The following is a 26188-nucleotide window of genomic DNA, read 5'->3' on the forward strand; positions in this document are numbered from 1 at the left end:
CTTGATGCAGGCTATCCCAGTCGCGTAGCGCTGACGCCATGAAGAGACTTGCCATTTATTGCGGGTCGGCGACGCCGGCCGATACCACCTATATCGACGCCGCCCGGGAGATCGGGCGGACGCTCGCCGAACGCGGGATCGGCGTGGTCTATGGCGGCGGCCGGCTCGGGCTGATGGGTGCGATCGCCGACAGCGCGCTGGCGGCCGGCGGTGAAGTCATCGGCGTGATCCCCCAGGCGCTGGTCGATGCCGAGGTCGCGCATCGCGGGCTCACCGAACTCCACGTCGTCGACGGCATGCACACCCGGAAGGCCAAGTTCACCGAACTCGCCGACGGCTTCGTCACGATCCCCGGCGGCACCGGCACGATGGACGAATTGTGGGAGGCGCTGAGCTGGGCACAGCTTGGCTATCACACCGATCCGGTCGGGCTGCTCAACACCGCGGGTTATTACGATCACCTGATCGCGTTCTGGGAAAAGATGGGCGAGGTCGGCTTCCTCCGCGCGCAGCACCGCGACCTGCTGATCGTCGCGGACACGCTCGATGTGCTGCTCGACCGCATGGGGGCGCACGTGCCGACCCAGCCGATCATCCGGATGAACGCGTCGGACCTGTGACCGCCCTCCCCTCGCGCGACGCGATCGTCGCCGCCGCGCAGGAATCGATCGCACGCGGGTCGAAGAGCTTCGCCGCCGCCAGCCGGCTGTTCGACAAGCCCACCCGCGAACGCGCCTGGCTGCTCTACGCCTGGTGCCGGGCGTGCGACGACATCGCCGATGGCCAGGATCACGGCCACGGCATGACCGTCGTCGACGATGCGCCCGAGCGTCTGGCGCGACTGTCGGCGATGACCGAGGCGGCGCTGGCGGGCGAGATCGTCGGCGAGCCCGCATTCGACGCGCTGCGCATCGTCGCCGCCGAGACGCGCATGCCGCATCGCTTCGCGCGCGACCTGATCGCGGGCTTCGCGCTCGACGCGCGCGAATGGCGGCCGCGATCGGAAGACGACCTCTACAAATATTGCTACCATGTCGCCGGCGTCGTCGGCTGCATGATGGCGGTGGTGATGGGCGTCGACCCCGACGACGAGGACACGCTCGATCGCGCCTGCGACCTGGGGATGGCGTTCCAGCTCGCCAACATCGCGCGCGATATCGAGGAGGACGACCGCGTCGGGCGATGCTACGTCCCCGAGGACTGGCTGGTCGAGATGGATTTTCCGCCCGGCCAGCACATGAAACCGCCGTTCCGGTCGCGGCTCGCGGTGCTCACCAAGCGCATGGCGGCACGCGGCGCTGCGTTCGAGGCGAGCGCACGACAGGGTACGCCGGCGCTGTCGTTCCGCTCGGCCTGGGCGGTGCTGTCGGCGGCGGGGATCTACGGCGCGATCGGGCGAGAGGTTGCCGCGCGCGGCGAACACGCGTGGGACCACCGCGTCACGACGTCGGGGTGGCAGAAACTGGTGTTCATCGCGACGGCGGCGCGCGAAGCTGCGCAGCGGGAAAAACTCTATCCGCGGACGCCGCGCGATCCTGAATTGTGGACCCGTCCTAGATAACCGCCGTCATCCCGGGCTCGTCCCGGGATCCAGGGTTACGGAACGCAGCGCTCGCGGCTCTGGATGCCGGGACAAGCCCGGCATGACGGACGTGGAGGTTAGCCCTGCGTCTTGCCCTTACCCGACTTCGCAATCTGCGACCCGGCGGTCCGGCAGTTCGCACCGATCATTGGATACGGAACATCGGTATTCTGCGCCAACTGGTCGGGCAGGGCTGCGCGACATTGCGCCATCGTCTCATAGCGCGCGGGGACGATCCGGGCCTCGGTGCACTGGACGTTGCCGTCGCCGCAACCCATGATAGCCATGACGTAGAACAGCGGTTCCATGATCGTCTCCCTTGCCTGTAAAAGCGACGAAACGGCAGGATTGTTCCCCCAAATGCTTTCGCCCGGGCTTGACCGCGCCTACATCGGGTGAACCGATGCCTCCCGAAACCTTCACCCCCACCCGCGCCGACCAGCCCCTGCTGCCGACGCTGCGCCGCTTCCTGCCATTCCTGTGGCCGGCGGGGCAGCCGAAGCTGAAGGCGCGCATCGTCGTCGCGATGCTGCTCGTGATCGCGTCGAAGCTGATCCAGGTGTTCGGCGCCGCGTTCACGTTGAAATACGCGGTCGACCGGATGGCGGGAACCGATCGCAGCGCGCTGACGCTCGTCGTGCTGCTGGTGGTCGGCTATGCGGCATCGCGGTTCGGCACCACGCTGTTCGACAACCTCCGCAACGCGGTGTTCGAGCGTGTCGGGCAGGATGCGACGCGGCGGCTGGCGGCGCAGGTGTTCCGCCACCTCCACGCGCTCAGCCTCGACTTCCACCTCTCGCGCCGCACCGGCGCGGTCACCAAAGTGGTCGAGCGCGGCACCAAGAGCATCGACACGATGCTGTATTTCCTCCTGTTCAACATTGCCCCGACGGTATTCGAACTCGCGCTGGTGCTCGGCCTGTTCTGGACCAAGTTCGGCTGGCCGCTGGTCGTCGCGACAATGGTGATGGTGGTCGGGTACATCCTCTTCACGCGGATGGTGACCGACTGGCGCAACGCCCTGCGCGCACGGATGAACGACCTCGATACCGGCGCGGTCGCGCACGCGGTCGATTCACTGCTCAATTTCGAGACCGTGAAGTATTTCGGCGCCGAGGAACGCGAGGCGAAACGCTATGACGGCGCGATCGCCGCCTATGCCGAGGCTGCGGTGAAGAGCGAGAATTCGCTTGCCTGGCTGAACCTTGGCCAGGCCGCGATCACCAACCTGATGCTGGCGGGCGGCATGTCATTTGTGGTGTGGCGGTGGAGCCGCGGGCTGGCGTCCGCCGGCGACGTCGTGTTCGTCTCCACGCTGCTCGCACAGTTGTTCCGCCCGCTCGACCTGCTCGGGATGGTGTACCGCACCATCCGCCAGGGTGCGCTCGACATGGCGGCGATGTTCGACCTGATCGACACCCCCGCGACGATCCGCGATGCGCCCAACGCCGGGTTGCTCACGGTCACCACTGGGCATGTCCGGTTCGAGCACGTCTCGTTCGGCTATGACGCGGGTCGCCCGATCCTTACCGACCTGACGCTCGACGTACCGGCGGGCACGACCTGCGCGGTGGTGGGACGATCCGGCGCGGGGAAATCGACGCTCGCGCGGCTGCTGTACCGGTTCTACGATCTCACGGACGGACGGATCACCGTCGACGGGCAGGATATCGCGCAGGTCACGCAGGCCAGCCTGCGGTCCGCGATCGGCATCGTGCCGCAGGACACCGTGCTGTTCAACGACACCATCGGCTACAACATCGCCTATGGCCGCGAGGGCGCCGACACCCCCGAGATCGAGGAGGCCGCACGCGGCGCCGCGATCGCGCAGTTCATCGAGCGCCAGCCGCAAGGCTATGCCACGCGCGTCGGCGAACGCGGGCTGAAACTGTCGGGCGGCGAGAAACAGCGCGTCGCGATCGCCCGCACTTTGCTCAAGAACCCGCCGATCCTGATCCTCGACGAAGCCACCAGCGCACTCGACAGCCGCACCGAGGCCGAGATCCTCGAAACGCTCGAACGGATCGAGCGCGGCCGCACCACGATCGTCATCGCGCACCGCCTGTCGACGGTCGTCCAGGCCGACCAGATCGTCGTGCTCGACGCCGGCCGCATCGCCGAACAGGGCACTCACGCCGACCTGCTACGCCGCGGCGGCATCTACGCCGAAATGTGGGCGCGCCAGGCGCAGGAGCGCGACGAGACCGCGTTGGCGGCGGAATAGCTCACACCCGCCGCGACGTCCGCCAATAGAAGAACGAGTAGATCACCGGCGTCGCCACCGTGACCAGCAGGATCGCGACGACGAACGATGCGCGCGTCTCGCCGCGCATCGGCAACGCGGCCAGCACGACGAGCGAGAGCCCCGCCGCCATCATGATCCGCCCGCCATAGCGGTGAGTCGCAATCCAGTTGTCCGGATCGACGATCGCCCAGGGCGTGCGAATCCCGACGAAGAACCCGGGACGCGACTTGGGCAGCACGTTGCCGAGCGCCGCCAGGAAGACGCCGATGCCCGCCAGCATCGTCGTCGTCGGCAGCGCGATCCCGAACGCAGGCGATGCGACCAGCGCTTCGACGAGGACCATCACGCCGAGCAGCCCGGCCCAAGCAGTGCGGTATAGCGGCGCGGATTGCGCGAGCTTGTCCTGCAACGGCTCCAGCGATGGCAGCGATGCCATCATCAACGACAGCAGGACCGTCAGCCCGACCGGCATGAACAACGCGGTGCCCGCATCGGCGAAGCGATCGGCTGTGCCGTCCGGCCCCCAATGCGTCGGCAACTGCGTCCCCGCGGGCAGCCGCCCCAGCGCGACCGCAGCGACGATGGCGAGCCCGACCGCGGTCAGCATCGAGGCTATGACGAGGTTTCGGTAGCGCATGTGTCCCCCTCCTGATCGCCGACCCGCAGCCGGCCCATGAAGCCCATCACCACCTCCTCCATCACCGACAGGTCGAGCGAATAGACGATCGACGTGCCGCGCTGCTCGGCCTGGATCAGCCCGGCCGCCTTCAGCTTGGCGAAGTGGTTCGACATAGTCGGCTTCGACACCGCAAACGCCTCCGCCAACTGTCCCGCCGTCATCGCGCCGCGCTTGAGCAGCTCGAGAATACGGCGGCGCGTCGGATGCGCGAGAGCGTCGAAGACCGAGTCCATGCGAAGACATTATTAGCGATAGGACTAATTAGCAAGGCTGCTAAATTCTTCCTGGGATCATCTGCGCCTGGTTCATTTCGCGAAGGGTTGAGACCGAGCCCCGCTAAGCCGGAATAGACCCATCCAACTCGCGCAATCGCGCCTCGATCGCCGCGGAATATTGATAGATGTGCGTCAGGTCCGACAGCAGGTGACGCGTCTCGTCCTTGCCGACGAACATGCCGAGATACTTCGTCGTGATGCCGTTGAAGTGCATTCGCGCGATCGTCTTGCGGTTGTTGTCGTCCAACAGGATCGCGCAGTAGGATTTGGCGTCGCGGACGATCACGCGTTTCGGGTCGACCAGCCGGGATGCGATCGCCTGCACGATGTGAAACCCCGAAATCTCCTCCGCGGTGGTGACGATGCCGTCGCCGTCGGACGGATCGTCGGATCCGCCGTCCGGCAGGTCCTCGACCGGGGCCGAGGCCTGCAACGCGGACGACAGCCGGTCGGTGACGAAATCGCGGATCAGCGCGGCGATCGCGGGGGCCAGCAGCTTGGCGAAGCCGTCCTTGATCGCCGGCGTCAGCCGCCCGCCATGGACGCGCTGCGCCATCATCCGGACGAACTCGTCGGAGGGTTCGGCGAACTCCTTCTCCAGCTCCTGGCGGATCAGCGACTGCGTCTTGAGGTTGCCCGCTTCCTGGACGATCTTGTCGATGTCGAACGCCGCCTTGGTGAATTTCTCCAGCGTGCGAATGTCGGCAGGCTTGATCGCGTCCATCGTGAAGGTGAAGAACGGCTTGTCGTCCATCTTGTTCGGGCGTTCGATGTCCGAATAGAATTGGTAGACGACGCCGTTGGTCAGCACCGCGAGCCGCGCGTCGGTGACGCTGAAATAGCGGAACAGCTGGCCGGCATGATTGACGTTGAGCTGCACCGAGGACGGCTTGCACTCGATCAGGATCGACACTTTCCCGCCTGCGCAGATCGCATAGTCGACCTTCTCGCCCTTCTTGGTGCCGATATCCGCGGTGAATTCGGGGACCACCTCGGATGGATTGAACACGTCGTAACCGAGCGACTGGAGGAACGGCATCACCAGCGCGGTCTTTGCCGCCTCCTCGGTCAGCAGCACCTCGCGATGTTCGATCGTCCGCTTCTGCAGTTCGGCCAGCCGGATGCTGAGTTCCATGCGCATTCCCCCCGTGGATGTGGCGAGAATGGATGCAGGGCCGAAGGAAGGCGGTCCACCGTCCGGCCCGGACAAGCTGGTCGGATTTGGATCGACTGCGGTCTACCCGCAGGTCAGCCGCACCTGTTTCGCCCTCTGGTCGAACACGATCGAGGAACACCGGTCGAGCACGTCAGCGCCGAGCGTCAGCCGGTCGCGCTTGGGGTCGCGCTTGCCCTTGGCGGTGACGACGATCTCGTCCGGGTCGGGCGCCGCGGCGTCCGCTTCGGGGATCGAGGCCGCGCTGCCGACGTCGCCGGTGCGGACGCCGAGCGTCGCGACCGCCAGCGGTCCGATCGCGAGCGGCTTGGCGAGCGTCATCGTGCGCACTGGCCGCGAAATGCCGAACGCGATCTCGACCGGGGCCGACGCGCCGCTGAACGTGCCGCCCTGCGCCTCGGCGATCAGCGTCGCGGCGTTGGCGGTGACCGTGGTCCGCGGATGATAGGGATCGAAGCGGACGCGCACCGCTTGGCCGGCGATCACGATCTGCGCGAACTCGCCCGACAGCCGCCCGAACAGCCCGCCGCCATCGACCATCGGTAGCGCGACCGTCCGTTCGCCGGCGTGCGGTGTCCGTAGCGCGAACCGCACGACCGGTTCGGGCAGCGACCCCGGCCCGATGCTGCCATCGCCGACATCGGCATAGGCGCGCGCGATCCAGCGCGGGTTGGTCTCGCCCTTCTTGCGGCTGGGAAAGCCGATCCGGCGTTTCACCTGCGTGGCGCCGAAACGCATCGGCCGCACCGTGGTCGCCTGCATCGCACCCTGCCCGCCGACCGAATAGCCCAGCATCAGCGCGCCGGTCTTCAACGCGAGCGTCTCGGCGGTGGCGGTGGTCAGTAGGACCAGCCCGGGCGCGCCCGGATCGGCGCGCAGCGTGACCGGTTTGCCGTCGATGGTCGCAGCGATCATGCCACCGACCGGCACGTCGCGGACTGGCGCAGCCTTGTCGGCGGCGGACACCGCGCTCCCGACCAGGACGAGCACCGCGACAGCACCACGCAAAACCAAACCCGTCATGCCATTCTCCCAAGCCGATCGCGAACGATGTCGCAGATCGTGCCGCGATCGCAACGACTTTCCGCCCGCCAAGGAATGTATGCCCGCCCTCGACGGGGCCCCGCGCGACGCCTAGATCGGCTGGGATGCTCGACCCCCTTCCCGACCTGCAGCGTATCTTTGGTTTTCCCGAGTTCCGCGGGGTGCAGCGCGACGTCGTCGACCGCGTGCTGGCGGGCGAGCGGACGCTGGCGGTGATGCCGACCGGCGCGGGCAAGTCGCTCTGCTATCAGCTGCCCGCGACGATGCTGGAGGGGACCTGCGTGGTGGTCTCGCCGCTGATCGCGCTGATGCATGACCAGCTGCGCGCGGCGACCGCGGTGGGGATCAAGGCGGCGACGCTGACCTCGGTCGACACCAATCGCGAGGAGACGATCGCACGGTTCCGCGCCGGCGATCTCGACCTGCTCTACGTGGCGCCCGAGCGCGCCTCGAACGAAAGTTTCCGCAACCTGCTAAGCCAGGCGAAACTCAGCCTGTTCGCGATCGACGAAGCGCACTGCGTCAGCGAATGGGGCCATGATTTCCGCCCCGACTACCGTTTGCTGCGGCCGCTGCTCGATCATTTCCCCGACGTGCCGCGGCTTGCGCTGACCGCGACCGCGGACGCGCATACCCGCGCCGACATCCTCGAACAGCTGGGACTGCCCAAGGACGGGCTGATCATCTCGGGGTTCGACCGCCCGAACATCCGCTATGCGATTTCCGCCCGCGACAACGTCAACCGCCAGATCGCCGATATCCTCGAGAAGATCCCGGGGCCGGGGATCGTCTATGCGCAGACCCGCGCCGCGACCGAGAAGCTGGCCGAGGCGCTGGGCCGCAGCGGGCGCCCGACGCGCGCCTATCATGCCGGGCTCGACCCGCACGTCCGCGCCAAGAATCAGGCGGACTTCGTCGCGTCGGAGGACATGGTGATCTGTGCCACCGTCGCGTTCGGGATGGGGATCGACAAGCCCGACGTGCGGTTCGTGGCGCATGCCGGGCTGCCGAAGTCGATCGAGGCCTATTACCAGGAGACCGGCCGCGCGGGCCGCGACGGCGATCCGGCGATCGCGCACCTGTTCTGGGGCGCCGAGGATTTCGCGCGCGCACGCCAGCGGATTGGGGAAGTGGAGCCCGAGCGGCAGGCGGGCGAGCGCCAGCGCCTCACCGCGATGGGCGGGCTGGTCGAGACCGCGGGATGCCGCCGTCGCATCCTGCTTAAGCATTTCGGAGAGGAACGGCTCGAGGATTGCGGCAATTGCGACAACTGCCTCGGCAATGTCGATGCGGTCGACGCCACCGAGACCGCGCGGAAATTCCTGTCGGCGGTGTTCCGCACCGGGCAGATGTTCGGCGTCGGCTATATCGAGGGCATCCTGACCGGCGTGTCGAGCGAGCGCAGCCTGATGAACGGGCACGAGGCGCTGTCGGTCTACGGCATCGTCGAGGGCGACGAGGTGGCGCTGCTGAAGCCGGTGTCGCGCGCGCTGATGATCAAGGATGCGCTGCGCACCAACCCGCATGGCGGGCTCGAATTCGGCCCCGCGGCCAAGGCGATCCTGAAGGGCGAGTCGACGCTGTCGGTAATCGTGCCGCCGAAACGCGAGCGCCGCCGCAAGGCCGCGCCGGGCGCGGTACCCAACCCGATCGACGATCCTCTGTTCGAGGAACTGCGTCTGCGCCGCCGCGATCTGGCCAAGGACGGCGGTGTCCCGCCCTATGTGATCTTCCACGATTCGGTGCTGCGCGACATGGCGCGGGTGCGGCCGAAGAGCGGTGCCGAGCTGGCGATGCTATCGGGCATTGGCGCGCGGAAACTCGAGGCCTATGGCGACGCTTTCCTCCAGGTGATCCGGGACTTCGCATGATCCGTACCGTCAACGAAAGCATTTCGGTCGCACCCCAGATTTCGGTCGCCGACGTCGCGACGATCGCCGCGGCGGGGTTCAAGACGATCGTCAACAATCGTCCCGACGAAGAGGAGGCTGGCCAACCGAGCGGCGCCGAGATCCAGGCGGCGGCGGAAGCGGCAGGGCTGAAGTACGTCGCGATCCCGGTGACGCATGCGGGCTTTTCGCATCCCCAGCTCGACGCGATGGCCGATGCGCTGAGTGCCGCGGACGGCCCGGTGCTGGCCTATTGCCGGTCGGGCACGCGCAGTTGCAACCTATGGGCGCTGGCGGCGGCGAAGGCCGGGCGCAACCCGAACCTGTTGATGGCGCAGGCCGAGGACGCCGGTTACGATCTTGGTACGATCCGCCCGATGCTGGACGCACTCGCGGGCCCGCGATGAACTGGATCCTGCCGGCCGCGGTGGCTGGTGCGGTGGTGGTGCTGGGCGGTGTCGGCGCAGGCTGGCGCGCGGTGCGGCGCCCGGTGCGGATCGATACCCCCGAAGAGGTGGCGGAAGCCGCCGAAGCGGCACTGCGCGGGTTCGCGGTCAGCGGCGCGGTGGTCGGTGCCGATGGCCAGGGCGCGCTGGCGATGAGCGGCGACGGCCGCGTCGCGGCTGCGAAGCGGTTGCGGCGGAAGCTGGTGGTACGGGAAGTCGCATGGCGCGACGTCCGCGCGACCGCTGGCGGGATTCTGGTCGAGACCGGTGACCGGGCGCTGGGCGACGTCGCGCTGGCGGGGATCGACGTGCTCGATATCCGGCGGCTGGCGCCTTAGTTCGTCGCCCCAGGCTCCGCGAATGCGGGGGCCGTGCCTAGGCAGATCCAAGCACCCCACCCATCGTCATCCCGGGCTCGTCCCGGGATCCAGGGTAACGGAGCGTTGGCCTTGGTAACTCTGGATCCCGGGACAAGCCCGGGATGACGGTGTGGTTTGGACGCCCTCCCAACTTGGCCGAAGGTCGCCTTCGACGATCAACAAAAAAAGACCCGGTACGTTTCCGTACCGGGCCAAGGTCGTCCGCAGGAGGAACGTCGGTGGGGTGCGGGCGCTTGCGGCCCGCTCCCGATCAGTTGTAGGCGCGCTCGCCGTGTTCGCCGAGATCGAGGCCTTCGCGCTCGACTTCTTCGGAGACCCGCAAACCGGTCAGCGCCTTGGCGACATAGATCGCGATGACGGTACCGACCGCCGCCCAGACGATGGTCGTGGCGACCGCCGCGATCTGGACGAAGAGCTGATGACCGATTGCGAAATCTGGCTTGCCGGGGCCGCCGAACGCCGGGGCGTAGACGATGCCGGTGCCGATCGCGCCGATCATGCCGCCGATGCCGTGGATGCCGAACGCGTCGAGCGCATCGTCATAACCGAGCTTCGGCTTGAGGAAGGTCACCGCGTAATAGCAGACCACCGAAGCGACCCCGCCGAGGATGATCGCACCGAACGGGCCGGAGTTGCCCGCAGCAGGCGTCACCGCGACGAGACCGGCGATGATCCCAGAGCAGAAGCCCAGTGCCGAACCCTTGTGACCGTTGACGCGCTCGATCAGCATCCAGGCAAGCCCGGCGGCCGCGGTGGCGACGAAGGTGTTGAGCATCGCGAGCGCGGCAGACCCGTTCGCCTCGAGTGCCGAGCCGGCGTTGAAGCCGAACCAGCCGACCCAGAGCAACCCGGTACCGATACCCGTCATCGTCAGCGAGTGCGGCGCCATGCGCTCGGCAGGGTAGCCGATCCGCTTGCCGAGGATGAGGGCTGCGACCAGCGCCGAGACACCGGCGTTGATGTGGACCACGGTGCCGCCGGCGAAATCGAGTGCGCCCATCTTGAAGAACTTGCCGCCCGATGCCCACACCATGTGCGCGACCGGGAAATACACGATCGTCAGCCACACCGCGGCGAACACCATTACGGCCGAGAATTTCATCCGCTCGACGACCGAGCCGAGCACGAGCGCGACGGTAATCGCGGCGAACGTCATCTGGAAGCAGATGAAGACGTATTCGGGGATCGCCACGCCCGCGGTGAAGGTGGCCGCGGTGGAGTCCGGCGTGATGCCGCGGAGCAGCGCCTTGCCGAAGCCCGAGATATACTCGCCGCCGCCGTCGCCGAACGCCATCGTGTAGCCGTACATCACCCACAGCAGCATCGCGAGACACGCGACCGCGCCGATCTGGGTCATCGTCGACAGCATGTTCTTGGCGCGGGTTAGGCCGCCGTAGAACAGCGCGAGGCCGGGGACGATCATCATCAACACCAGCAGCGTCGACGTCATCATCCAGGCGGTGTCGCCCTTGTTCACGGTCGCAACCACGGGCGCGACGACCGGCGCCACCGCGGGTGCCGCCACGTCCTGGGCCCAGGCGGGTGCGGCGGCGATCATCGCAGCGCCGAACCCAAGTACCGCGGTCGCGGCGGTCTTCAAATCATGCTTCATCGTGTCCCCCCTCACGTCGTTCGTCATCACAGGGCCGAGTCATCGGTTTCGCCGGTGCGGATGCGCACCGCTTGTCCGACGTCGAGCACGAAGATCTTGCCGTCGCCGATCGCGCCGGTGTTGGCCGATGCCTGGATCGTCTCGACCACGCGGTCGGCGAGATCGCTGGCGCAGACCACCTCGACCTTGATCTTGGGCACCATGTTGGTGCTGTACTCGGCCCCGCGATAAATCTCGGTCTGGCCCTTCTGGCGGCCGAAACCCTTGACCTCGGTGACCGTCATACCGGCCACGCCGATCTCGGTGAGCGCCTCGCGGACCTCGTCCAGCTTGAACGGCTTGATGATGGCAATGACGAGTTTCATCGCGCCCCCTTCCCCAGTTGCACAGGGAACGCTTTGCAATGTGCGTGCCAGAGTTCGCTCACAGCGCTGAACGCTGTTTCGGGGGCAAAACCCCATACGTTTCAGATAAAAATCGGGCAGCGTAACGAAACTGCCTTATTTTCAGGCAGCGATGATCGACCTCGCCTCCGCCAGATCGTCTTCGTCGACCATCACGCGGACCGGAATCAGCAGCCAACTGCCATCGCCGATCGAGGTTTCCCCGTCGAACGCGATCGCGGGGATGCCTTCGCTTTCCAGGCGCCCGACGATGATGTGCGCTTCCATCCGGTCGAAACGGCCGAGTTCTGCGAGACTCATCGAACGGCGCTCATGGTGCGACCGTCGACACGCGGATCGGCAGGCCGTCGATGCTGTGCGTATGGTCCGCCCATTCCGCCAGCCGCTCGTCGCGCGACTGGCCGGCGTGGAATTTCGACAGCGTCCGCCGCTCGCGGTCGAATGCCATGAACGGCACGCCCCAGCCGCAGCTGGTCTGGACCTCGTCGATATCGATCACGAAAATCTGTCGCGTCCCCGGCAACGGCGTGAACTGCGCGTACAACGCATCCCAGCCCGCGTCCTGCGGCAGCACCGCGCGACCATGGCCATAAATCCGGAAGATCAGCGCGGGCCGGTCGAACGCGCAGAACATGATCGTGATGCGCCCGTCCGCGGCGAGATGCGCATGCGTCTCGTTGCCCGAGCCACCGACATCGAGATACGCGACGGTGTTGGCGTCGAGCACACGGAAACTGTCCATGCCCTTCGGACTGAGGTTGATCCGCGCATCCGCCGCCGCGGTGGCGACGAAGAACACCGGCTGCCGCGCCACGAACGTGCGATGATCGTCGGTCAGCGCATCGAAGAACTGCATCATGGGCTCCATCGTTGACGCCTTCAGCCACCAAGCATATCTTGGCGAGATGGCAACGTCGATCGATCATCCTGCCGAACCCTGCGCACCACGATCGCCAAGAAATTTTGCGGCCGAGGCAAATGCGCTTGGACTGAACGTAGCAGGAATGGACACAGACATGCTTCGGCGGGCGGTCGGCGCCGAACGAAGTCGTCAATTCTACGCCGCCAATCGCGAATGGGTGGACGCTCATAATGCGTGGATCGAGCAGCACGGGTTGCCGCTTGCCGATCTCCGTATCCTCTGATGGCCCAATTCGACGTGTACCGGCTAGTTACCGGTGACGTCGTTCTCGATATTCAAAGCGAAGCGTTCGGTCATCTCAGGACCCGAGTTGTCGTCCCCTTGCTTATGGCAAGCAACGAGACGCCGCCCGAGAGCCGGTTGACGCCGATCCTTCAAGTCGCCGGCGTCTCCAGAATCATGATGACCTACCTGATCGCAACGATCTTGGCGAACACGATGCGTACGAACATCTGCTCTGTTACGAACGACTATCTGCGGATCGAGGCAGCGCTCGATACTTTAATCGGCAACTATTAGGCCGCGGTGCCCCCAACGGTCAGCCCATCCACCAGCAACGTCGGTTGACCGACACCCGCCGGGACGCTCTGCCCGGCCTTGCCGCACATCCCGATGCCTTCATCGAGCGCGAAGTCGTTGCCGATGCCGCGAACGCGCGTGAGCGAACTCGGCCCGTCGCCGATCAGCGTCGCGCCCTTGATCGGCGCGCCCAGCTTGCCGTCCTCGATCAGATACGCCTCGGTGCAGCTGAACACGAACTTGCCCGACACGATGTCGACCTGGCCGCCGCCGAACGCCTTCGCGAAAATGCCCTTCTTCACGCGTGACAGCAGTTCGGCGGGATCGTCGTTGCCGGCCTTCATGAAGGTGTTGGTCATCCGCGGCATCGGCGCGTGCGCATAGCTCTCGCGGCGGCCGTTGCCGGTCGCCTCGACGCCCATCAGCCGCGCGTTGAGGCGGTCCTGCATATAGCCCTTGAGGATGCCGTCCTCGATCAGCACGGTCTCGCGCGTCGGCGTACCCTCGTCGTCGATCGACAGCGAGCCGCGGCGATCCTGGAGCGAACCATCGTCGACCACCGTGACGCCGGGCGCCGCGACGCGCTCGCCGATCCGGCCGGAAAAGGCGGATGTGCCCTTGCGGTTGAAATCGCCTTCGAGCCCGTGGCCGATCGCCTCGTGGAGCAGGATGCCGGGCCAGCCATTGCCGAGCAGCACCGTCATCTCACCCGCGGGCGCGGCGATCGAGTCGAGGTTCACCAACGCCTGCGACAACGCCTCGTCGATCGCGCGATCATAGGTCTCGGGCTTGAACAGGTCGTCGTACAGATAGCGTCCACCGATGCCGTAGCTCCCGGTCTCGCGGCGGCCATTCTGCTCCGCAACGATCGTGACGTTGAGGCGCACCAGCGGGCGGACATCGGTTGCGACGAAGCCGTCGGCGCGGACGATCTCGATGACCGACCAGCTGCCCGACAGGCTGACCGAGACTTGCGCGACCCGGGGATCGCGCGCGCGGGCGGCGGCGTCGATGGTCTGGCACAAATTCACCTTGTCGGCGAACGGCACCAGATCGAGCGGGTCGGCAGCGGTGTAGAGGTGGCGGTTGGTCCCCTGCGGCGGACCGGATTTGGGCGCCGTGCTCGGCTCGATCAGCGTCATCGTCTCGGCCGCGCGGCGGATCGCGGCGGGCGTCATCTCGTTGGCGTGGGCGAACGCGGTCATCTCGCCCGACACCGCGCGCAAGCCGAACCCGGAATTGGTGTCGTAGCTCGCGGTCTTCAGCCGGCCGTCGTCGAACCCAAACGCCTCGGCCTTGCGGTACTGGAGATAGAGTTCGCCGTCATCGGCATGCGCCAGCGCCTTGGCGGTTAGCGCCTGCGCCTGCTCGGGGTCGAGCGTGTCGCGGTAAAGGAACGAGCGGGGATCTGCGGCTATCGTCATGCCACGGATATAAGACGCTTAGCGCCCGGCGCCATCCCCATGGTCGCGCAGGCTGGACTGGTCAGCGCCATCGGCAGGACCGCCGGTCAAAATGAAGCGGCGGTCGCAATAGCCGCAATCGACATAGCCGCTCTCGTCGATCTGCAGCCACACCCGCGGATGGCCTAGTGCCGCGCCACCGGGAATATCGCTGGCCCCGTCGCAGGCGACACGGTGCTGGGAGACGCGGGTGGTTTCTAGCGGCGGATGCATGGGTTGCGGATAGCGGCATGCGGCGCGCGAAGGAAGAAGATTTGTTCACGCGGAGGCGCGGAGACGCGGAGACGCGGAGGTGTCGCACCTGTCGCGAAGCGACCTTTGCTATCACCAGCGTTGTTCGAACGAAGCGCCCGTTCCGGGCGATACACCCTCCGCGTCTCCGCGCCTCCGCGTGAACCCCCTTCTTTCTTCCGGGGATGACCTACCCGATGGCCCCCGCTATGGCGGAGCCATGACCGAAGCCGCGATCGCCATCTCGAATCTGTGCAAGACCTATGCGGGCGGCAAGCGCGCGCTCGACGGGGTGACGTTCGACGTCCCGCGGGGCACGATCTTCGGGCTGCTCGGGCCCAACGGCGCGGGCAAGTCGACGCTGATCAACACGCTCGCGGGCCTGGTCAACAAGACCAGCGGGACCGCCTCGATCTGGGGGTTCGACATCGACGCGCACCCGCGCAACGCCAAGGCATCGATCGGCATCGTCAACCAGGAGATCCTGTTCGACCCGTTCTTCTCGCCGTTCGAGACGCTGGAGATCCAGGCCGGGCTGTACGGCGTGCCGAAAGCCAAGCGCCGCACGATGGAGCTGCTCCGCGCGGTGCATCTGGAGGACAAGGCGCACGCCTATGCGCGGACGCTGTCGGGCGGGATGAAGCGGCGGCTGATGGTCGCAAAAGCGATGGTGCATTCGCCGCCGGTACTGGTGCTCGACGAACCGACCGCGGGCGTCGACATCGAACTCCGCCAGCAATTGTGGAGCTATGTCCGCAGCCTCAACGCCGCCGGCGTCACCGTGGTGCTGACGACGCACTACCTGGAGGAAGCCGAGGAGCTGTGCGACCGCATCGCGATCATCAACAACGGCCAGTTGATCGCCAACGAACCGACCCGCGAACTGGTCGGCAAGGCGCAGGAAAAGATCGTCGCGGTGACCGTCGACCGCGACGTCACCGATGTCCCCGCCAACGCCTGCTTCCGCAAGATCGCGCTGAAGGGCAGCCGCACGCTCGAGATCACCTACGCCAAGGACCGCGTCAACGCGGGCGAAGTGCTCGCCGCGGTCCAGAGCGCCGGGTTCGGCATCGTCGACGTCTCGACCAAGGAACCCGACCTCGAGGACGTCTTCCTGAGCCTGACGCGCGCCGCCAACGCCTGAGCGTCGGGCCGCCCGTCCCGCGCTAACGCAGGACGGGCGGCCTAAACTAACCCAGACGGCTTACTTGTAGCGCCGCAGATAGGCGGTGCGCTTGATCGTCTGGTCGATCTTGCATTCCGTCACGAGGTCGGGATCGGGCAGCTTGCCGCATTTCTGGTCGCGCGCGACGATCCAGTTGCGCTCGTCGGTGCGCAGGTCGGCCTTCCGCGTCGGCGACAGCCGCGCGACCACCGCCTTGTACGCCGCGTTTAGCCGGGCGTCCTGCGCGCGCATTTCGCGCGCATCGCATTCGCCCTCGGGGATCGCAGTTGTGTTGTGGGTTTCGCCATAGGTGATGCAGGCCTGGTAGGCGCGCGAGAAGCCTTCGGTCACGTCCTGCGGCGCGGCCGCCGCGACGGGGACGCTCCCGAGCGAACCGGTGATCAGCATCGTCGCGAGAAATCCAGTAACCCTCAACCGCATTTGCGTTTCCTTCAAGACGGCAGGTCGCGCGCCGAAGCTGGTCGCGCAGGCGGTGCAGCAGGTCGGACCGCCGCCCGAAGGCGACCGGCGCGACTATGAGCGCAATCTGGTCAACGCGCTGTACGATATCCGCGAAGCCTATGTGGACAAGAACGGGCTTGGCTATTTGAAGAAGCGTTACGGGAGCGAACGACAGGTCGCGTTGCGACAGCTCGGTTAGCGTCGGCGTGATCGCCGCCCAATGCTGTATAACATAGGTTATTAAGGCTTATCGGTCTACGGTACCCGACACAGGAGTACCGCGTGATCGAATATCAGGAAGAAGCACGGCTCGACGCGCTTTACCAGTTGAAGCTGTTGGATACGCCGCCGGCCGAAAGCTTCGATCGCATCACCCGGATGGTCAGCCAGATCTTCGGGCTACCGGTAGCGGCAGTATCGTTGACGGATCGCGACCGCCAATGGTTCAAGTCGCGGGTCGGGATAGATCATGCCAGCATCCCCCGCGAGGGGGCGCCCTGTGCGCAGGTAACCGATGAGGGGCGCGCGCTGATCATCGAGGATCTGCGCGCAGACCCCGACTACGCGGACAGCGTGCTCGGGCAGGCCGGCACGCGCTTCTATGCCGGTGCGCCGCTGGTCACCAGTGACGGCTTCGCACTCGGCGCGCTATGCGTGCTCGGCACCGAGCCGCGGCAGGCGTCTACCGATGAAATGGCCGCGCTCGCCGATCTGGCTGCGATGGTCATGGCCCAGATCGAACTGCAGCATGCGTTCGGGCGGATCGATCCGGTCAGCGGGATGCCGAACCGAAGCCAGTTCCGCGACGACCTGATCGATCTCGCGCGTGACCATCCTCTCGAACCGCGCCTCGCCGTCGTCATCGACCTTGCCCGCGACGACCAGGTCAGCCGGATCGCACGCGTCATGGGCGCGGCGCGGATCGATGCACTGATCCGCGAGGCCCGCCGATCGCTGCTCCGCTCGCTGGGTCCGGAACGGACCGGCTATCATGTCGGCACGGTCCAGTTCGCGTTTCTGGCGCCACCCGATATCGATCAGGATGTCTATCTCGACATGCTCCGGACCAGCTTCGCGGCAGCACGGGCATCGTCGACCGTCCGTTTCGTGACCAGCGTCGCGATCGGCGTTCGACCGTTCGTGCTCGGTCAGGACCTGGCGGACGACGTGCTGCGCGGTGCCGCCAGCGCAGCGCAGGATGCGCGTCAGGCCGACGGATCGATCGCCGTCTTCTCGCCGGACAAGGACACCGCGCACCGTCGCCAATACGCCCTGTTGCGCGATTTCGGCACTGCGCTGGAGGCGGGTGACCAGTTGCGGTTGGTGTACCAGCCGCGTATCGACCTCGCCAACGGTCGGTGCGTCGGTGCAGAGGCCCTCCTCCGGTGGGAGCATCCGCGGCTCGGGCCGGTATCGCCGGCGGAATTCATCCCGCTCATCGAACAGACCTCGCTTGCGCGACCGACCACGCAATGGGTGCTCGATGCGGCGATGGACCAGCTCGCGCAGTGGCAGCGGGACGGCCTCGACGTCGCGTTGTCGGTCAATATCTCTGCCGCCAACCTGGTCGAGGTGGACCTGATCCAGCGCATCCAGCTGGGGCTGCTGAAGCAGAGCATCCGGCCCGACCTGCTGGAAATCGAACTGACCGAAAGCGCGATCATGGACCAGCCGGAGGACGCGCTGGCGATGCTGGGCGAACTCGCCGCGGCGGGGATATGCCTTGCTGTCGACGATTTCGGCACCGGACACAGCAGCCTGGCCTATCTCCACCGGTTGCCGGTGCAGGTCGTCAAGATCGACCAGGCCTTCGTTCGCGACCTCGTCGAAGCGCACGGTTCGGATTTCGTCCTGATCGAGGCGATGATCGGGCTCGCGCACAAACTCGGTTTCCGCGTCGTCGCCGAGGGGGTCGAGACCGAGGAAGCCGCCGCCGTGCTGCGGCAGATCGGCTGCGAGGAAGCGCAGGGCTTCCTGTTCGCACGGCCGATGGAGACTGCGCAGTTCGAACTGTGGATGACCGAACAGCTGGGCACGCCGCCGCGCGCGGTGGCCGGGTAGCCAGACACATTTACTGACGGCGCACGCTGCGGACCCCCTGTCCTACAGCCCCAATTCTATGCCAGAGCGGCCGCATGCAGGATCGTGTCGCCCCCCGCTTCTCCCCCCGCTTATCCGGCGCGCCCGCGCTGCCCGCCCCCGCGCGGAGCCACGGGCGCACGGCAAAACCGCGCTACCGTCTCAACGTTGACAACATTCGCCTAGCTGCACGAGGGCGGTCGGCATGACCAGCGACATCCTGATCGTCGGATCGGGCGCCGCCGGCCTGACCGCAGCGCTCAACCTCGCCGATCGCTTCACCGTCACCGTGCTGGCCAAGGGCGCGATGAACGAGGGGTCGACCGCCTGGGCGCAGGGCGGGATCGCCGCGGTGCTGGAACCCGGCGACACCTTCGAGAACCATGTCGAGGATACCATGGTCGCGGGCGCCGGGCTCAACGACCGCGCGATCGTCGAGATGGTGGTCGAGGGCGCACCCGCCGCGATCGAGCGGCTGACGCATCTCGGCGTCCCGTTCGAGACCGAGGGCAATGCGCTCCATTTGACGCGTGAGGGCGGCCACAGCCACCGGCGGATCGTCCATGTCGCCGACGCCACCGGCTGGGCGGTGCAGGAGGCGTTGCAACGCGCGGCGGAGGCCCACCCGAACATCACGCTGGTGCCGAACCAGGTTGCGATCGACCTGGCCACCGGGCGGCACGAGCAACGCTATTCGGGCGCCGGGCATGTCTGGGGCGTCTATGCGGTCGACAAGCTGACCGGGCGCGTCAATTTGTACACCGCACGCGCGACGATCCTCGCGACCGGTGGTGCGGGCCGGACCTATCTGTTCTCGACCGCGCCGCGCGGCGCGACCGGCGACGGCATCGCGATGGCGTGGCGCGCGGGATGCCGCGTCTCAAACATGGAGATGATGCAGTTCCACCCGACCTGCCTGTACAATCTGGAGGTCAAGAATTTCCTGATCACCGAAGCCGTGCGCGGCGAGGGCGGGCGGCTGATCAACCCGACCACCGGCAAGCGCTTCATGACCTATTACGACCCCGAGCGGATGGAGCTCGCGCCGCGCGACGTGGTGGCTCGCGCGATCGACGCCGAGATCAAACGCTACGGGCTCGACTATGTCCATCTCGATATCAGCCACATGCCGCCCGACTTCGTCCGCCACCACTTCCCGAACATCCATGAAAAGCTGATGGGCCTGGGCATCGACATGACCGCGGGGCCAATCCCGGTGGTGCCGGCACAGCATTACACCTGCGGCGGGATCGTCATCGACGAGCACGGCAAGACCGACCTGCCCGGTCTTTATGCGGCCGGCGAATGCACCGAGAGCGGGCTGCACGGCGCCAATCGACTCGCCAGCAATTCGCTGCTCGAATGCTTCGTGTTCGGCGAAGCGGCGGCCGACAGCATCGCCGCGGCGTGGGACAGCCTGCCGCTGCCGCCACCGATCCGGCCATGGGACGAAAGCCGCGTCACCGACTCCGACGAAGAGGTGGTGATCCAGCAGACTTGGACCGAGATCCGCCGCTTCATGTGGAATTACGTCGGCATCGTCCGCACCACCAAGCGGCTCGAACGCGCACAGCACCGGATCAAGCTGCTGACCGACGAGGTCGCCGAATATTACCAGCATTTCCGCGTCACCCCCGACCTGATCGAGCTCCGCAACCTGCTCCAGACCGCCGAACTGATCGTCCGCAGCGCGCTCCACCGCCACGAAAGTCGCGGGCTCCACTACACGCTCGACTACCCCCAGACGCTGCCGGAGGCGGTGGATACGGTGCTGGTTCCATGACCGGTCTGCGGTTGAACCCGCGCGGCGCGCGCTTCACCGCAGCATCGCCCGTGCACGGTTTCCCATGGGGAATCACAGGATAAGGATCGCGGCGCACGGTAAGGCATTTTTCACGCATGGTTTCGGTGACAGTAGCGCGCTCTTTTGTCGCCATCGGCATGGCCATCGCGCTTAGCAGCTGCGGCGCGTCGTCGCGCCCGGCGCAGAGCGCGCGTGCCCCCGCCGTCGAACCCTCGATCAGCGTCTCGATCCCGGTGCCGCCCCCCGCGCCCCGCACCGTCCGCACCGCGCCGTCGCAACTGGTCGCGACGATCGACGCGCTGCACCGCGGCTTCGCCGGCAAGGCCGGGATCGCGATCCGTGCGGTCGACGAAGGCTGGACGGTCGAGGCCGGTGGCCGCCTGTCGCTGCCGCAGCAATCGGTCAGCAAGCTGTGGGTCGCGATCACGCTGCTCGACCTGCGCGACCAGGGCAAGGCGCGGCTCGACGAACCGATCCTGGTCCGGCCGCAGGACCTGACGCTGTTCCACCAGCCGATCGCGATGCTGGTCAAGGGCGCCGGATACCAGACCACCGTCGGCGACCTGCTCACCCGCGCCCTCACCCATTCTGACAACACCGCCAATGACCGGCTGCTGACCTTCGTCGGCGGTCCCACCGCGGTGCGGTCGATGATCGAGCGCAAGCGGCTCGGCGACATCCGCTTCGGCCCCGGCGAACGCTATCTCCAGGCCAAGACCGCCGGCCTGACCTGGCAGCCTTCCTATGCAGTCGACAACGGCTTCCTGATCGCGCGATCGCGGCTGTCGCCCGCGGTGCGCGCCGCGGCCCTCGACGCCTATGTCGCAAGCCCGCCCGATGGCGCCGCACCGATCGCGATCGCCGATTCGCTCGCCCGGCTGGCGCGCGGCGAACTGCTCAGCGAGACCTCCACGCGGATCCTGCTCGATACGATGGGCGCCTCGGTGACCGGTCGCGCCCGCCTGCGCGCCGCGCTGCCGCCCGGCTGGACGATCCAGCACAAGACCGGCACCGGCCAGGATCTCGGCGCCCGCAACGCGGGGTTCAACGACGTCGGCCTGCTGACCGCGCCGGACGGTCGCCGCTATGCGATTGCGGTGATGGTCGGCGACACCATCCGCCCGATCCGCGAACGCCAGCAACTGATCCAGTCGGTCGCCGCCGCGGTCGCGAGCTACGCGGGTGGGCGGAACTAACCCTTCCCCGTCATGCCGGGCTCGTCCCGGCATCCAGAGCCACGAGCGCTACGCCGCTTGACCCTGGACCCCGGGACGAGCCCGGGGTGACGGCGTGGTTGGGGTGACGTCCTGGCCAAGACACGATTTCCCCCTCACTGTTCCCCCCGCGCCACGCTTCCGGCATTGGTCCCGGCCCGCGCATCCGCTATCTCCCGGCGATGCCCCATCTCTATCTCGTCGACGGCTCCGGCTACATCTTCCGCGCCTATCATCGCCTGCCGCCGCTCACCAACAAGCATGGCGAGCCGGTCGGCGCGGTCTATGGCTATACGACGATGCTGTGGAAGCTCGCGGACGAGGTTCACGCCGCCGACGGCCCGACCCACATGGCGGTCATCCTCGACAAGTCGAGCAAGACCTTCCGCAACGATCTCTACGACAAGTACAAGGCGCAGCGTCCGCCCCCGCCCGAGGATCTCGTCCCGCAGTTCCCGATGATCCGCGATGCGACGCGGGCGTTCAGCCTGCCGTGCATCGAGACCGAGGGCCTCGAAGCCGACGACATCATCGCCTGCTATTCCAAGGCCGCACTCGCGCAGGGCTGGGAAGTCACGATCGTCAGTTCCGACAAGGACCTGATGCAGCTGATCGAGCCCGGGCTCGACATGTACGACACGATGAACAACCGCCGCCTCGGCGCGGAGCATGTCGCGGAGAAATTCCACGGCGTCACGCCCGCGCAGCTCGGCGACGTGCTCGCGCTGATGGGCGACAGCGTCGACAACGTCCCCGGCGTCCCCGGCGTCGGCCCCAAGACCGCGGCAAAACTGATCCTCGAGCACGGCGATCTCGAATCCGTGCTCGCCGCCGCCGACGGCATGAAGAAGGGCAAGCTGCGCGACAATCTGATCGAGCATGCCGAGATGGCGCGGCTGTCGAAGGTGCTCGTCACGCTCAAATGCGACGTCGCGCTGCCCGAGCCGCTCGAAGACCTCGAACTCAAGGGCATCCCCGACGCACCGCTGCGGGCGTTCCTCGAACATCACGGCTTCAAGTCGCTGATCGCCAAGCTGTCGGCGGTGGCCGATGCGCCGGTCCCGCAATCGACCGTCGTCGCCGATCTCGATGCCGACGAACCCTGCAACCATGACGGCTACGAGACCGTCGTCGACGAGGCCGCGCTCGACCGTTGGATCACGATCGCACAGCATCAGGGCTGGGTCGCGATCGATACCGAGACCACCGGGATCGACGCGACCCGCGCCGAACTGGTCGGGGTCAGCCTGGCGCTGCACCCGAACCTCGCCTGCTATATCCCGATCGCACACGGCGGCACCGACCTGCTCGCCGAGAACCCGGTGCAGCTGCCGCGCGACGTCGTGCTGGCGAAGCTCAAGCCGCTGCTGGAGGATCCGGCGGTGCTCAAGATCGGGCACAACCTCAAATACGACATGATCGTGCTCGGGCGTTGCGGGCTGCGCGTGGCGCCGTTCGACGACACCATCCTGATGAGCTTCGACCTCGATGCTGGCCTGCACGGCCACGGCATGGACGAACTCGCCGCGACCCACCTCTCGCACAGCTGCATAGCGTTCAAGGACGTCGTCGGCACCGGCAAGAGCCAGCGCACCTTCAACGAAATCGACCTCAAGGCCGCCACGCGCTACGCCGCCGAGGACGCCGACGTGACGCTCCGCCTCTGGCGCCGGTTCAAGCGCCGCCTGCCCGCCGAAGGCGCGACGCGCGTGTACGAGATGGTCGACCGCCCCCTCGTCCCGGTCATCGCGCAGATGGAGATGCACGGGATCAAGGTCGACCGCGAAGTCCTCGCGCGGCTGTCGGGCGAGTTCTCCACGCAGATGGCGACGTTGGAAACCGAGATCCACGCGCTCGCCGGCGGGCCGTTCACGATCGGCAGCCCCAAGCAGCTGGGCGACGTGCTGTTCGAGAAGATGGGCATCAAGGGTGGCCGCAAGGGCAAGTCCGGCGTGTATTCGACCGACGTCACCGAACTCGAACGGATCGCCGCGGACAAGGATTCGCCCGGCGCGGTGATATCCCGCCAAGTGCTCGACTGGCGCCAGCTGTCGAAGCTCAAATCGACCTATACCGATGCGCTGCAGGCGCAGATCAACCCCGCGACGGGCCGCGTCCACACGTCCTATTCGCTGACCGGCGCGCAGACCGGGCGGCTGTCGTCGACCGATCCGAACCTCCAGAACATCCCGATCCGCACCGAAATCGGCCGCCAGATCCGCGACGCGTTCGTGGCGGAGCCCGGCAACGTCATCCTCGCCGCCGATTATAGCCAGATCGAGCTGCGGCTGGCCGCGCACATGGCCGACGTGCCGGCGTTGAAGGCGGCGTTCGCGAACGGCGACGACATCCACAGCCTGACCGCGCAGGAGCTGTTCGGCGAGGTCAATCGCGACACCCGCGGCCGCGCCAAGACGATCAACTTCGCGATCCTGTACGGCATCTCGCGCTGGGGTCTGGCGGGGCGGCTCGACGTGACCGCGGACGAGGCGCAGTCGATGATCGACCGCTATTTCGATCGTTTCCCGGGCATCAGCAACTACATCGTGGCGACCACCGAGTTCGTCCGCGAGAAGGGCTATACCTCGACGCTGTTCGGGCGAAAGACGCACTTCCCGCGGATCAAATCGAAGCTGCAGCACGAACGCCAGGGCGCCGAGCGCGCCGCGATCAACGCGCCGATCCAGGGCACCAGCGCCGACATCATCAAGCGCGCGATGGTGCGGATGGGCCCCGCGCTGCTCGAGGCCGGGCTGCCGAACGTGCGGATGCTGTTGCAGGTGCACGACGAACTCGTCTTCGAACTCCCCGAAGGCGACGTCGAGGCGGCAAAGCCGGTGATCGAACGAGTGATGGCGACCGCGGCCGAGCCGGCGGTCGTCCTCGACGTACCCCTGGGGATCGAGATCGGCACTGGCGCGAGCTGGGGCGCGGCGCATTGAGCGCGCAGGGCGGCAGCCGGCCACGTCCGGCTGACTCGCATCAGCGCGGCCGGCGGAGCCTCGGCTCCGACCGACGCGGCTTTGCCGCGGCGTTGCGCAACGATGTCGTACGATCGTGACCGACACCGCGCATATCGACACGCTCGCCAAGGGCGGTCGCACCAACATCGCCGGCTTCATCCTGCGGCTGGCGGCACGGATCCCGTTCCTGTTCATCGCCGGTCGGATCTATGGCCCCGACCTGGTCGGACGGTTCGCGATCGCGGTCGTCGTGGTCGAGCTCGCCGCGTTGCTCGCCACGCTCGGGCTCAAGCGCGGGCTGGCGCAGGCGCTCAGCAAGTCCGATCGCCCGCATGGCTGCGTGGTGTGGGACGGCATGGCGGTCGCGTTCGTCGCCTCGATGATCGCGAGCGCGGTGCTCTGCACCTTCCCGGAGATCATGTACCCGAACAGCGCGATCACCGGGCTGGACCGGTTCCTGCCGCTGATCATCGTTGCGATCGCGTGGTCCGACGTCAGCCTGGCCGCGCTGGCGTACCGCCTGAACGTCAAGGCGGCGGTGACGGCGCGCGCGGTGGTGGAACCGTGGACGATCTCGATCGCAGCCTGGGCGTTCAGCTATTACACGATCCGCGACGGGCTGGTGCTGAGCTATATCGCGTCGATGACGGCAGCGCTGATCGCGAGCCTGGTGCCGTTCCTGCGCAGCTACGGCATCCCGCGCGGCTGGTCGCCGCAGCTGCGCCCGCTCTATGCGCTGGCCCGCGCCAACGCGCCGCTGGCCGGTGCCGACATCCTCGAATGGGGCAGCCGCAACGTCGACCGCTTCATCCTCGGCGTGATGTTCGAACCCAAGATCGTCGGCATCTATTACATGGCGCAACAGGTCGCATCGCTGCCGCAGAAGCTCAAGACCAGCTTCGACCCGATCCTGGGGCCGGTGATCACGCAGAGCCTGGCCGTCAACGACCGCCTCGCGATCGCCAACCAGGTGCGGCAGGTCGCGTTCTGGATCATGGCGGCACAAGGGGGGCTCGCGCTGATGGGATCGATCCCCGGCGAAGCGGTGATGGGCGTGGTCGGGCCGCAGTTCGTGGCCGGCACCGCGGCGCTCGCCTTCCTGCTGACCGCCGAGTTCCTGGCGTCGACCGGCGCGGTCAGCGAATCCGCGCTGGTCTATATCGCGCGGCATCGGAATCTGATGATCTCGGGCGGGATGCTGACGTTCCAGGTCGGTCTCAGCTTCGTGCTCATCTTCGCGATCCGCGCGCTCGGCTATCCGGTCAATTATCAAGCGGCGGGGCCGGCGATCGCGCTGATGCTGTCGGTGACGCTGACTTCGGTTATCAAGGCCAAGCTGCTCGGCCATCTGCTCGGCGCCTCGGTCAATCCGTGGCGGATGCCGCTCGTCATCGCCGCGCTGGCGGCGATCGTCGTCGGCGGGGCGTTCACCGCGCTGCCCAAGCGGTTCGAATGGGTCGAGCTGGTGGTCGGCGAGCCCGCGATCGCCGCGACCTATCTCTTCATCCTGTGGAAATGGGCGTTCGGGCCGGCCGACCGTGCGCTGTTCGGCAAGACGCCGGGGATCGAACCGGCGACCTTGCCGCATTCGGGATCCCCGGTGCGCTGACCCGGCGTTCGCCCCAGCGAACGCCGG

Annotated in this window: 27 protein-coding genes; 15 read left to right on the forward strand and 12 right to left on the reverse strand. The window is 66.9% G+C overall.

Annotation, left to right across the window (positions count from 1 at the left end):
• The first annotated feature begins 38 nt into the window (after positions 1-38).
• Positions 39-620 carry a TIGR00730 family Rossman fold protein gene (locus SJY20_RS17425; protein WP_380788388.1) on the forward strand — a complete coding sequence of 194 codons (582 nt, stop codon included), beginning with the start codon at positions 39-41 and terminating at the stop codon, positions 618-620.
• Positions 617-1561, forward strand: coding sequence for a phytoene/squalene synthase family protein (locus SJY20_RS17430; RefSeq protein WP_380788390.1), 945 nt, complete (start codon positions 617-619; stop codon positions 1559-1561). Before SJY20_RS17425 ends, SJY20_RS17430 begins: the two co-directional genes overlap by 4 nt.
• A gap of 98 nt (positions 1562-1659) precedes the next feature.
• Here the strand turns inward: SJY20_RS17430 and SJY20_RS17435 are convergent, their stop codons facing one another.
• Positions 1660-1890, reverse strand: coding sequence for a hypothetical protein (locus SJY20_RS17435; protein WP_380788391.1), 231 nt, complete (start codon positions 1888-1890; stop codon positions 1660-1662).
• A 95-nt stretch (positions 1891-1985) separates the two neighbouring features.
• On the opposite strand from SJY20_RS17435, the gene SJY20_RS17440 reads away from it, so the two are divergent.
• On the forward strand, positions 1986-3806 hold the full coding sequence (locus SJY20_RS17440) for an ABCB family ABC transporter ATP-binding protein/permease (RefSeq protein ID WP_380788393.1): 1821 nt from the start codon (positions 1986-1988) through the stop codon (positions 3804-3806).
• A gap of 1 nt (position 3807) precedes the next feature.
• On the opposite strand, the gene SJY20_RS17445 is transcribed toward SJY20_RS17440, so the two are convergent.
• From SJY20_RS17445 to SJY20_RS17460, 4 genes are all read right to left on the reverse strand, one after another.
• The gene (locus tag SJY20_RS17445; RefSeq protein ID WP_380788395.1) at positions 3808-4464 is read right to left on the reverse strand and encodes an SdpI family protein; all 657 of its coding nucleotides are present in this window, start codon (positions 4462-4464) and stop codon (positions 3808-3810) included.
• On the reverse strand, positions 4440-4739 hold the full coding sequence (locus SJY20_RS17450; RefSeq protein WP_380788397.1) for an autorepressor SdpR family transcription factor: 300 nt from the start codon (positions 4737-4739) through the stop codon (positions 4440-4442). The genes SJY20_RS17445 and SJY20_RS17450 overlap by 25 nt, the downstream gene beginning before the upstream one ends.
• Positions 4740-4842: 103 nt before the next feature.
• The gene (locus tag SJY20_RS17455) at positions 4843-5916 is read right to left on the reverse strand and encodes a type I restriction endonuclease (protein WP_380788399.1); all 1074 of its coding nucleotides are present in this window, start codon (positions 5914-5916) and stop codon (positions 4843-4845) included.
• Between the two features lie 102 nt (positions 5917-6018).
• Positions 6019-6978: a hypothetical protein gene (locus SJY20_RS17460; protein WP_380788401.1), complete on the reverse strand. Its 960-nt coding sequence runs from the start codon at positions 6976-6978 to the stop codon at positions 6019-6021.
• 125 nt (positions 6979-7103) lie between these two features.
• On the opposite strand from SJY20_RS17460, the gene recQ reads away from it, so the two are divergent.
• The 3 genes from recQ to SJY20_RS17475 are packed head-to-tail and all read left to right on the forward strand — an operon-like array spanning position 7104 to position 9672.
• Positions 7104-8870 (forward strand): DNA helicase RecQ, encoded by a 1767-nt coding sequence (gene recQ / locus SJY20_RS17465; RefSeq protein ID WP_380788403.1) that lies wholly within the window; start codon positions 7104-7106, stop codon positions 8868-8870.
• A complete protein-coding gene (locus tag SJY20_RS17470; protein ID WP_380788405.1) occupies positions 8867-9295 on the forward strand; it encodes a TIGR01244 family sulfur transferase in 429 nt (142 codons plus the stop codon). Before recQ ends, SJY20_RS17470 begins: the two co-directional genes overlap by 4 nt.
• Positions 9292-9672, forward strand: a complete 381-nt coding sequence (locus tag SJY20_RS17475; protein ID WP_380788407.1) for a hypothetical protein — start codon at positions 9292-9294, stop codon at positions 9670-9672. The genes SJY20_RS17470 and SJY20_RS17475 overlap by 4 nt, the downstream gene beginning before the upstream one ends.
• A 292-nt stretch (positions 9673-9964) precedes the next feature.
• Here SJY20_RS17475 and SJY20_RS17480 read toward each other — a convergent pair whose 3' ends face one another.
• The 4 genes from SJY20_RS17480 to SJY20_RS17495 form a co-directional block, all read right to left on the reverse strand.
• Positions 9965-11326 carry an ammonium transporter gene (locus SJY20_RS17480; protein ID WP_380788408.1) on the reverse strand — a complete coding sequence of 454 codons (1362 nt, stop codon included), beginning with the start codon at positions 11324-11326 and terminating at the stop codon, positions 9965-9967.
• Between the two features lie 26 nt (positions 11327-11352).
• A complete protein-coding gene (locus SJY20_RS17485; RefSeq protein WP_380788409.1) occupies positions 11353-11691 on the reverse strand; it encodes a P-II family nitrogen regulator in 339 nt (112 codons plus the stop codon).
• A gap of 141 nt (positions 11692-11832) precedes the next feature.
• On the reverse strand, positions 11833-12030 hold the full coding sequence (locus SJY20_RS17490; protein WP_380788411.1) for a DUF2007 domain-containing protein: 198 nt from the start codon (positions 12028-12030) through the stop codon (positions 11833-11835).
• Positions 12031-12040: 10 nt separating this feature from the next.
• Entirely contained in the window at positions 12041-12589 is a 549-nt protein-coding gene (locus SJY20_RS17495; RefSeq protein ID WP_380788771.1) for a pyridoxamine 5'-phosphate oxidase family protein, read from the reverse strand.
• A gap of 46 nt (positions 12590-12635) precedes the next feature.
• Here SJY20_RS17495 and SJY20_RS17500 point away from each other — a divergent pair, with 46 nt between their 5' ends.
• Together SJY20_RS17500 and SJY20_RS17505 are read left to right on the forward strand one after the other, a co-directional pair.
• Positions 12636-12875, forward strand: coding sequence for a type II toxin-antitoxin system CcdA family antitoxin (locus SJY20_RS17500; protein WP_380788412.1), 240 nt, complete (start codon positions 12636-12638; stop codon positions 12873-12875).
• Positions 12875-13171, forward strand: coding sequence for a CcdB family protein (locus SJY20_RS17505; RefSeq protein ID WP_380788413.1), 297 nt, complete (start codon positions 12875-12877; stop codon positions 13169-13171). The genes SJY20_RS17500 and SJY20_RS17505 overlap by 1 nt, the downstream gene beginning before the upstream one ends.
• On the opposite strand, the gene tldD is transcribed toward SJY20_RS17505, so the two are convergent.
• Together tldD and SJY20_RS17515 are read right to left on the reverse strand one after the other, a co-directional pair.
• Positions 13168-14595: a metalloprotease TldD gene (tldD, locus tag SJY20_RS17510; RefSeq protein WP_380788415.1), complete on the reverse strand. Its 1428-nt coding sequence runs from the start codon at positions 14593-14595 to the stop codon at positions 13168-13170. The two genes, SJY20_RS17505 and tldD, sit on opposite strands and share 4 nt — an antisense overlap.
• An 18-nt stretch (positions 14596-14613) precedes the next feature.
• Positions 14614-14847 (reverse strand): zinc-finger domain-containing protein, encoded by a 234-nt coding sequence (locus tag SJY20_RS17515; protein ID WP_380788416.1) that lies wholly within the window; start codon positions 14845-14847, stop codon positions 14614-14616.
• A gap of 238 nt (positions 14848-15085) precedes the next feature.
• On the opposite strand from SJY20_RS17515, the gene SJY20_RS17520 reads away from it, so the two are divergent.
• Positions 15086-16009: an ABC transporter ATP-binding protein gene (locus tag SJY20_RS17520; protein WP_380788418.1), complete on the forward strand. Its 924-nt coding sequence runs from the start codon at positions 15086-15088 to the stop codon at positions 16007-16009.
• A gap of 60 nt (positions 16010-16069) precedes the next feature.
• Here SJY20_RS17520 and SJY20_RS17525 read toward each other — a convergent pair whose 3' ends face one another.
• Positions 16070-16438: a lysozyme inhibitor LprI family protein gene (locus tag SJY20_RS17525; protein ID WP_380788420.1), complete on the reverse strand. Its 369-nt coding sequence runs from the start codon at positions 16436-16438 to the stop codon at positions 16070-16072.
• On the opposite strand from SJY20_RS17525, the gene SJY20_RS17530 reads away from it, so the two are divergent.
• The 6 genes from SJY20_RS17530 to SJY20_RS17555 all read left to right on the forward strand — a co-directional run bounded on the left by SJY20_RS17530 (position 16428) and on the right by SJY20_RS17555 (position 26161).
• Entirely contained in the window at positions 16428-16691 is a 264-nt protein-coding gene (locus SJY20_RS17530) for a hypothetical protein (RefSeq protein WP_380788421.1), read from the forward strand. The two genes, SJY20_RS17525 and SJY20_RS17530, sit on opposite strands and share 11 nt — an antisense overlap.
• A gap of 83 nt (positions 16692-16774) precedes the next feature.
• Positions 16775-18553, forward strand: coding sequence for a putative bifunctional diguanylate cyclase/phosphodiesterase (locus SJY20_RS17535; RefSeq protein WP_380788423.1), 1779 nt, complete (start codon positions 16775-16777; stop codon positions 18551-18553).
• A 223-nt stretch (positions 18554-18776) separates the two neighbouring features.
• Complete coding sequence (gene nadB, locus SJY20_RS17540) at positions 18777-20354, forward strand: L-aspartate oxidase (protein ID WP_380788425.1); 1578 nt, start codon at positions 18777-18779, stop codon at positions 20352-20354.
• Positions 20355-20512: 158 nt separating this feature from the next.
• A complete protein-coding gene (locus tag SJY20_RS17545; protein ID WP_380788427.1) occupies positions 20513-21571 on the forward strand; it encodes a serine hydrolase in 1059 nt (352 codons plus the stop codon).
• Between the two features lie 200 nt (positions 21572-21771).
• The gene (gene polA / locus SJY20_RS17550; RefSeq protein WP_380788429.1) at positions 21772-24531 is read left to right on the forward strand and encodes a DNA polymerase I; all 2760 of its coding nucleotides are present in this window, start codon (positions 21772-21774) and stop codon (positions 24529-24531) included.
• A gap of 115 nt (positions 24532-24646) precedes the next feature.
• On the forward strand, positions 24647-26161 hold the full coding sequence (locus tag SJY20_RS17555) for a lipopolysaccharide biosynthesis protein (RefSeq protein ID WP_380788431.1): 1515 nt from the start codon (positions 24647-24649) through the stop codon (positions 26159-26161).
• The last annotated feature ends 27 nt before the right edge of the window (positions 26162-26188 follow it).

Source organism: Sphingomonas sp. R86521 (genome assembly GCF_042466235.1).
Classification (GTDB): Bacteria; Pseudomonadota; Alphaproteobacteria; order Sphingomonadales; family Sphingomonadaceae; genus Sphingomonas.

Coding starts and splice junctions, on each gene's coding strand:
- SJY20_RS17435 (WP_380788391.1), bottom strand. CDS start 1,890: ATGGAACCGCTGTTCTACGTCATGGCTATCATGGGTTGCGGCGACGGC.
- recQ (WP_380788403.1), top strand. CDS start 7,104: ATGCTCGACCCCCTTCCCGACCTGCAGCGTATCTTTGGTTTTCCCGAG.
- SJY20_RS17545 (WP_380788427.1), top strand. CDS start 20,513: ATGGCCATCGCGCTTAGCAGCTGCGGCGCGTCGTCGCGCCCGGCGCAG.
- nadB (WP_380788425.1), top strand. CDS start 18,777: ATGACCAGCGACATCCTGATCGTCGGATCGGGCGCCGCCGGCCTGACC.
- SJY20_RS17515 (WP_380788416.1), bottom strand. CDS start 14,847: ATGCATCCGCCGCTAGAAACCACCCGCGTCTCCCAGCACCGTGTCGCC.
- SJY20_RS17455 (WP_380788399.1), bottom strand. CDS start 5,916: ATGGAACTCAGCATCCGGCTGGCCGAACTGCAGAAGCGGACGATCGAA.
- SJY20_RS17440 (WP_380788393.1), top strand. CDS start 1,986: ATGCCTCCCGAAACCTTCACCCCCACCCGCGCCGACCAGCCCCTGCTG.
- SJY20_RS17475 (WP_380788407.1), top strand. CDS start 9,292: ATGAACTGGATCCTGCCGGCCGCGGTGGCTGGTGCGGTGGTGGTGCTG.
- SJY20_RS17525 (WP_380788420.1), bottom strand. CDS start 16,438: ATGCTGATCACCGGTTCGCTCGGGAGCGTCCCCGTCGCGGCGGCCGCG.
- SJY20_RS17500 (WP_380788412.1), top strand. CDS start 12,636: ATGGCAACGTCGATCGATCATCCTGCCGAACCCTGCGCACCACGATCG.
- SJY20_RS17505 (WP_380788413.1), top strand. CDS start 12,875: ATGGCCCAATTCGACGTGTACCGGCTAGTTACCGGTGACGTCGTTCTC.
- SJY20_RS17460 (WP_380788401.1), bottom strand. CDS start 6,978: ATGACGGGTTTGGTTTTGCGTGGTGCTGTCGCGGTGCTCGTCCTGGTC.
- SJY20_RS17490 (WP_380788411.1), bottom strand. CDS start 12,030: ATGAGTCTCGCAGAACTCGGCCGTTTCGACCGGATGGAAGCGCACATC.
- SJY20_RS17480 (WP_380788408.1), bottom strand. CDS start 11,326: ATGAAGCATGATTTGAAGACCGCCGCGACCGCGGTACTTGGGTTCGGC.
- tldD (WP_380788415.1), bottom strand. CDS start 14,595: ATGACGATAGCCGCAGATCCCCGCTCGTTCCTTTACCGCGACACGCTC.
- SJY20_RS17495 (WP_380788771.1), bottom strand. CDS start 12,589: ATGATGCAGTTCTTCGATGCGCTGACCGACGATCATCGCACGTTCGTG.
- SJY20_RS17470 (WP_380788405.1), top strand. CDS start 8,867: ATGATCCGTACCGTCAACGAAAGCATTTCGGTCGCACCCCAGATTTCG.
- SJY20_RS17425 (WP_380788388.1), top strand. CDS start 39: ATGAAGAGACTTGCCATTTATTGCGGGTCGGCGACGCCGGCCGATACC.
- SJY20_RS17445 (WP_380788395.1), bottom strand. CDS start 4,464: ATGCGCTACCGAAACCTCGTCATAGCCTCGATGCTGACCGCGGTCGGG.
- SJY20_RS17450 (WP_380788397.1), bottom strand. CDS start 4,739: ATGGACTCGGTCTTCGACGCTCTCGCGCATCCGACGCGCCGCCGTATT.
- SJY20_RS17485 (WP_380788409.1), bottom strand. CDS start 11,691: ATGAAACTCGTCATTGCCATCATCAAGCCGTTCAAGCTGGACGAGGTC.
- polA (WP_380788429.1), top strand. CDS start 21,772: ATGCCCCATCTCTATCTCGTCGACGGCTCCGGCTACATCTTCCGCGCC.
- SJY20_RS17520 (WP_380788418.1), top strand. CDS start 15,086: ATGACCGAAGCCGCGATCGCCATCTCGAATCTGTGCAAGACCTATGCG.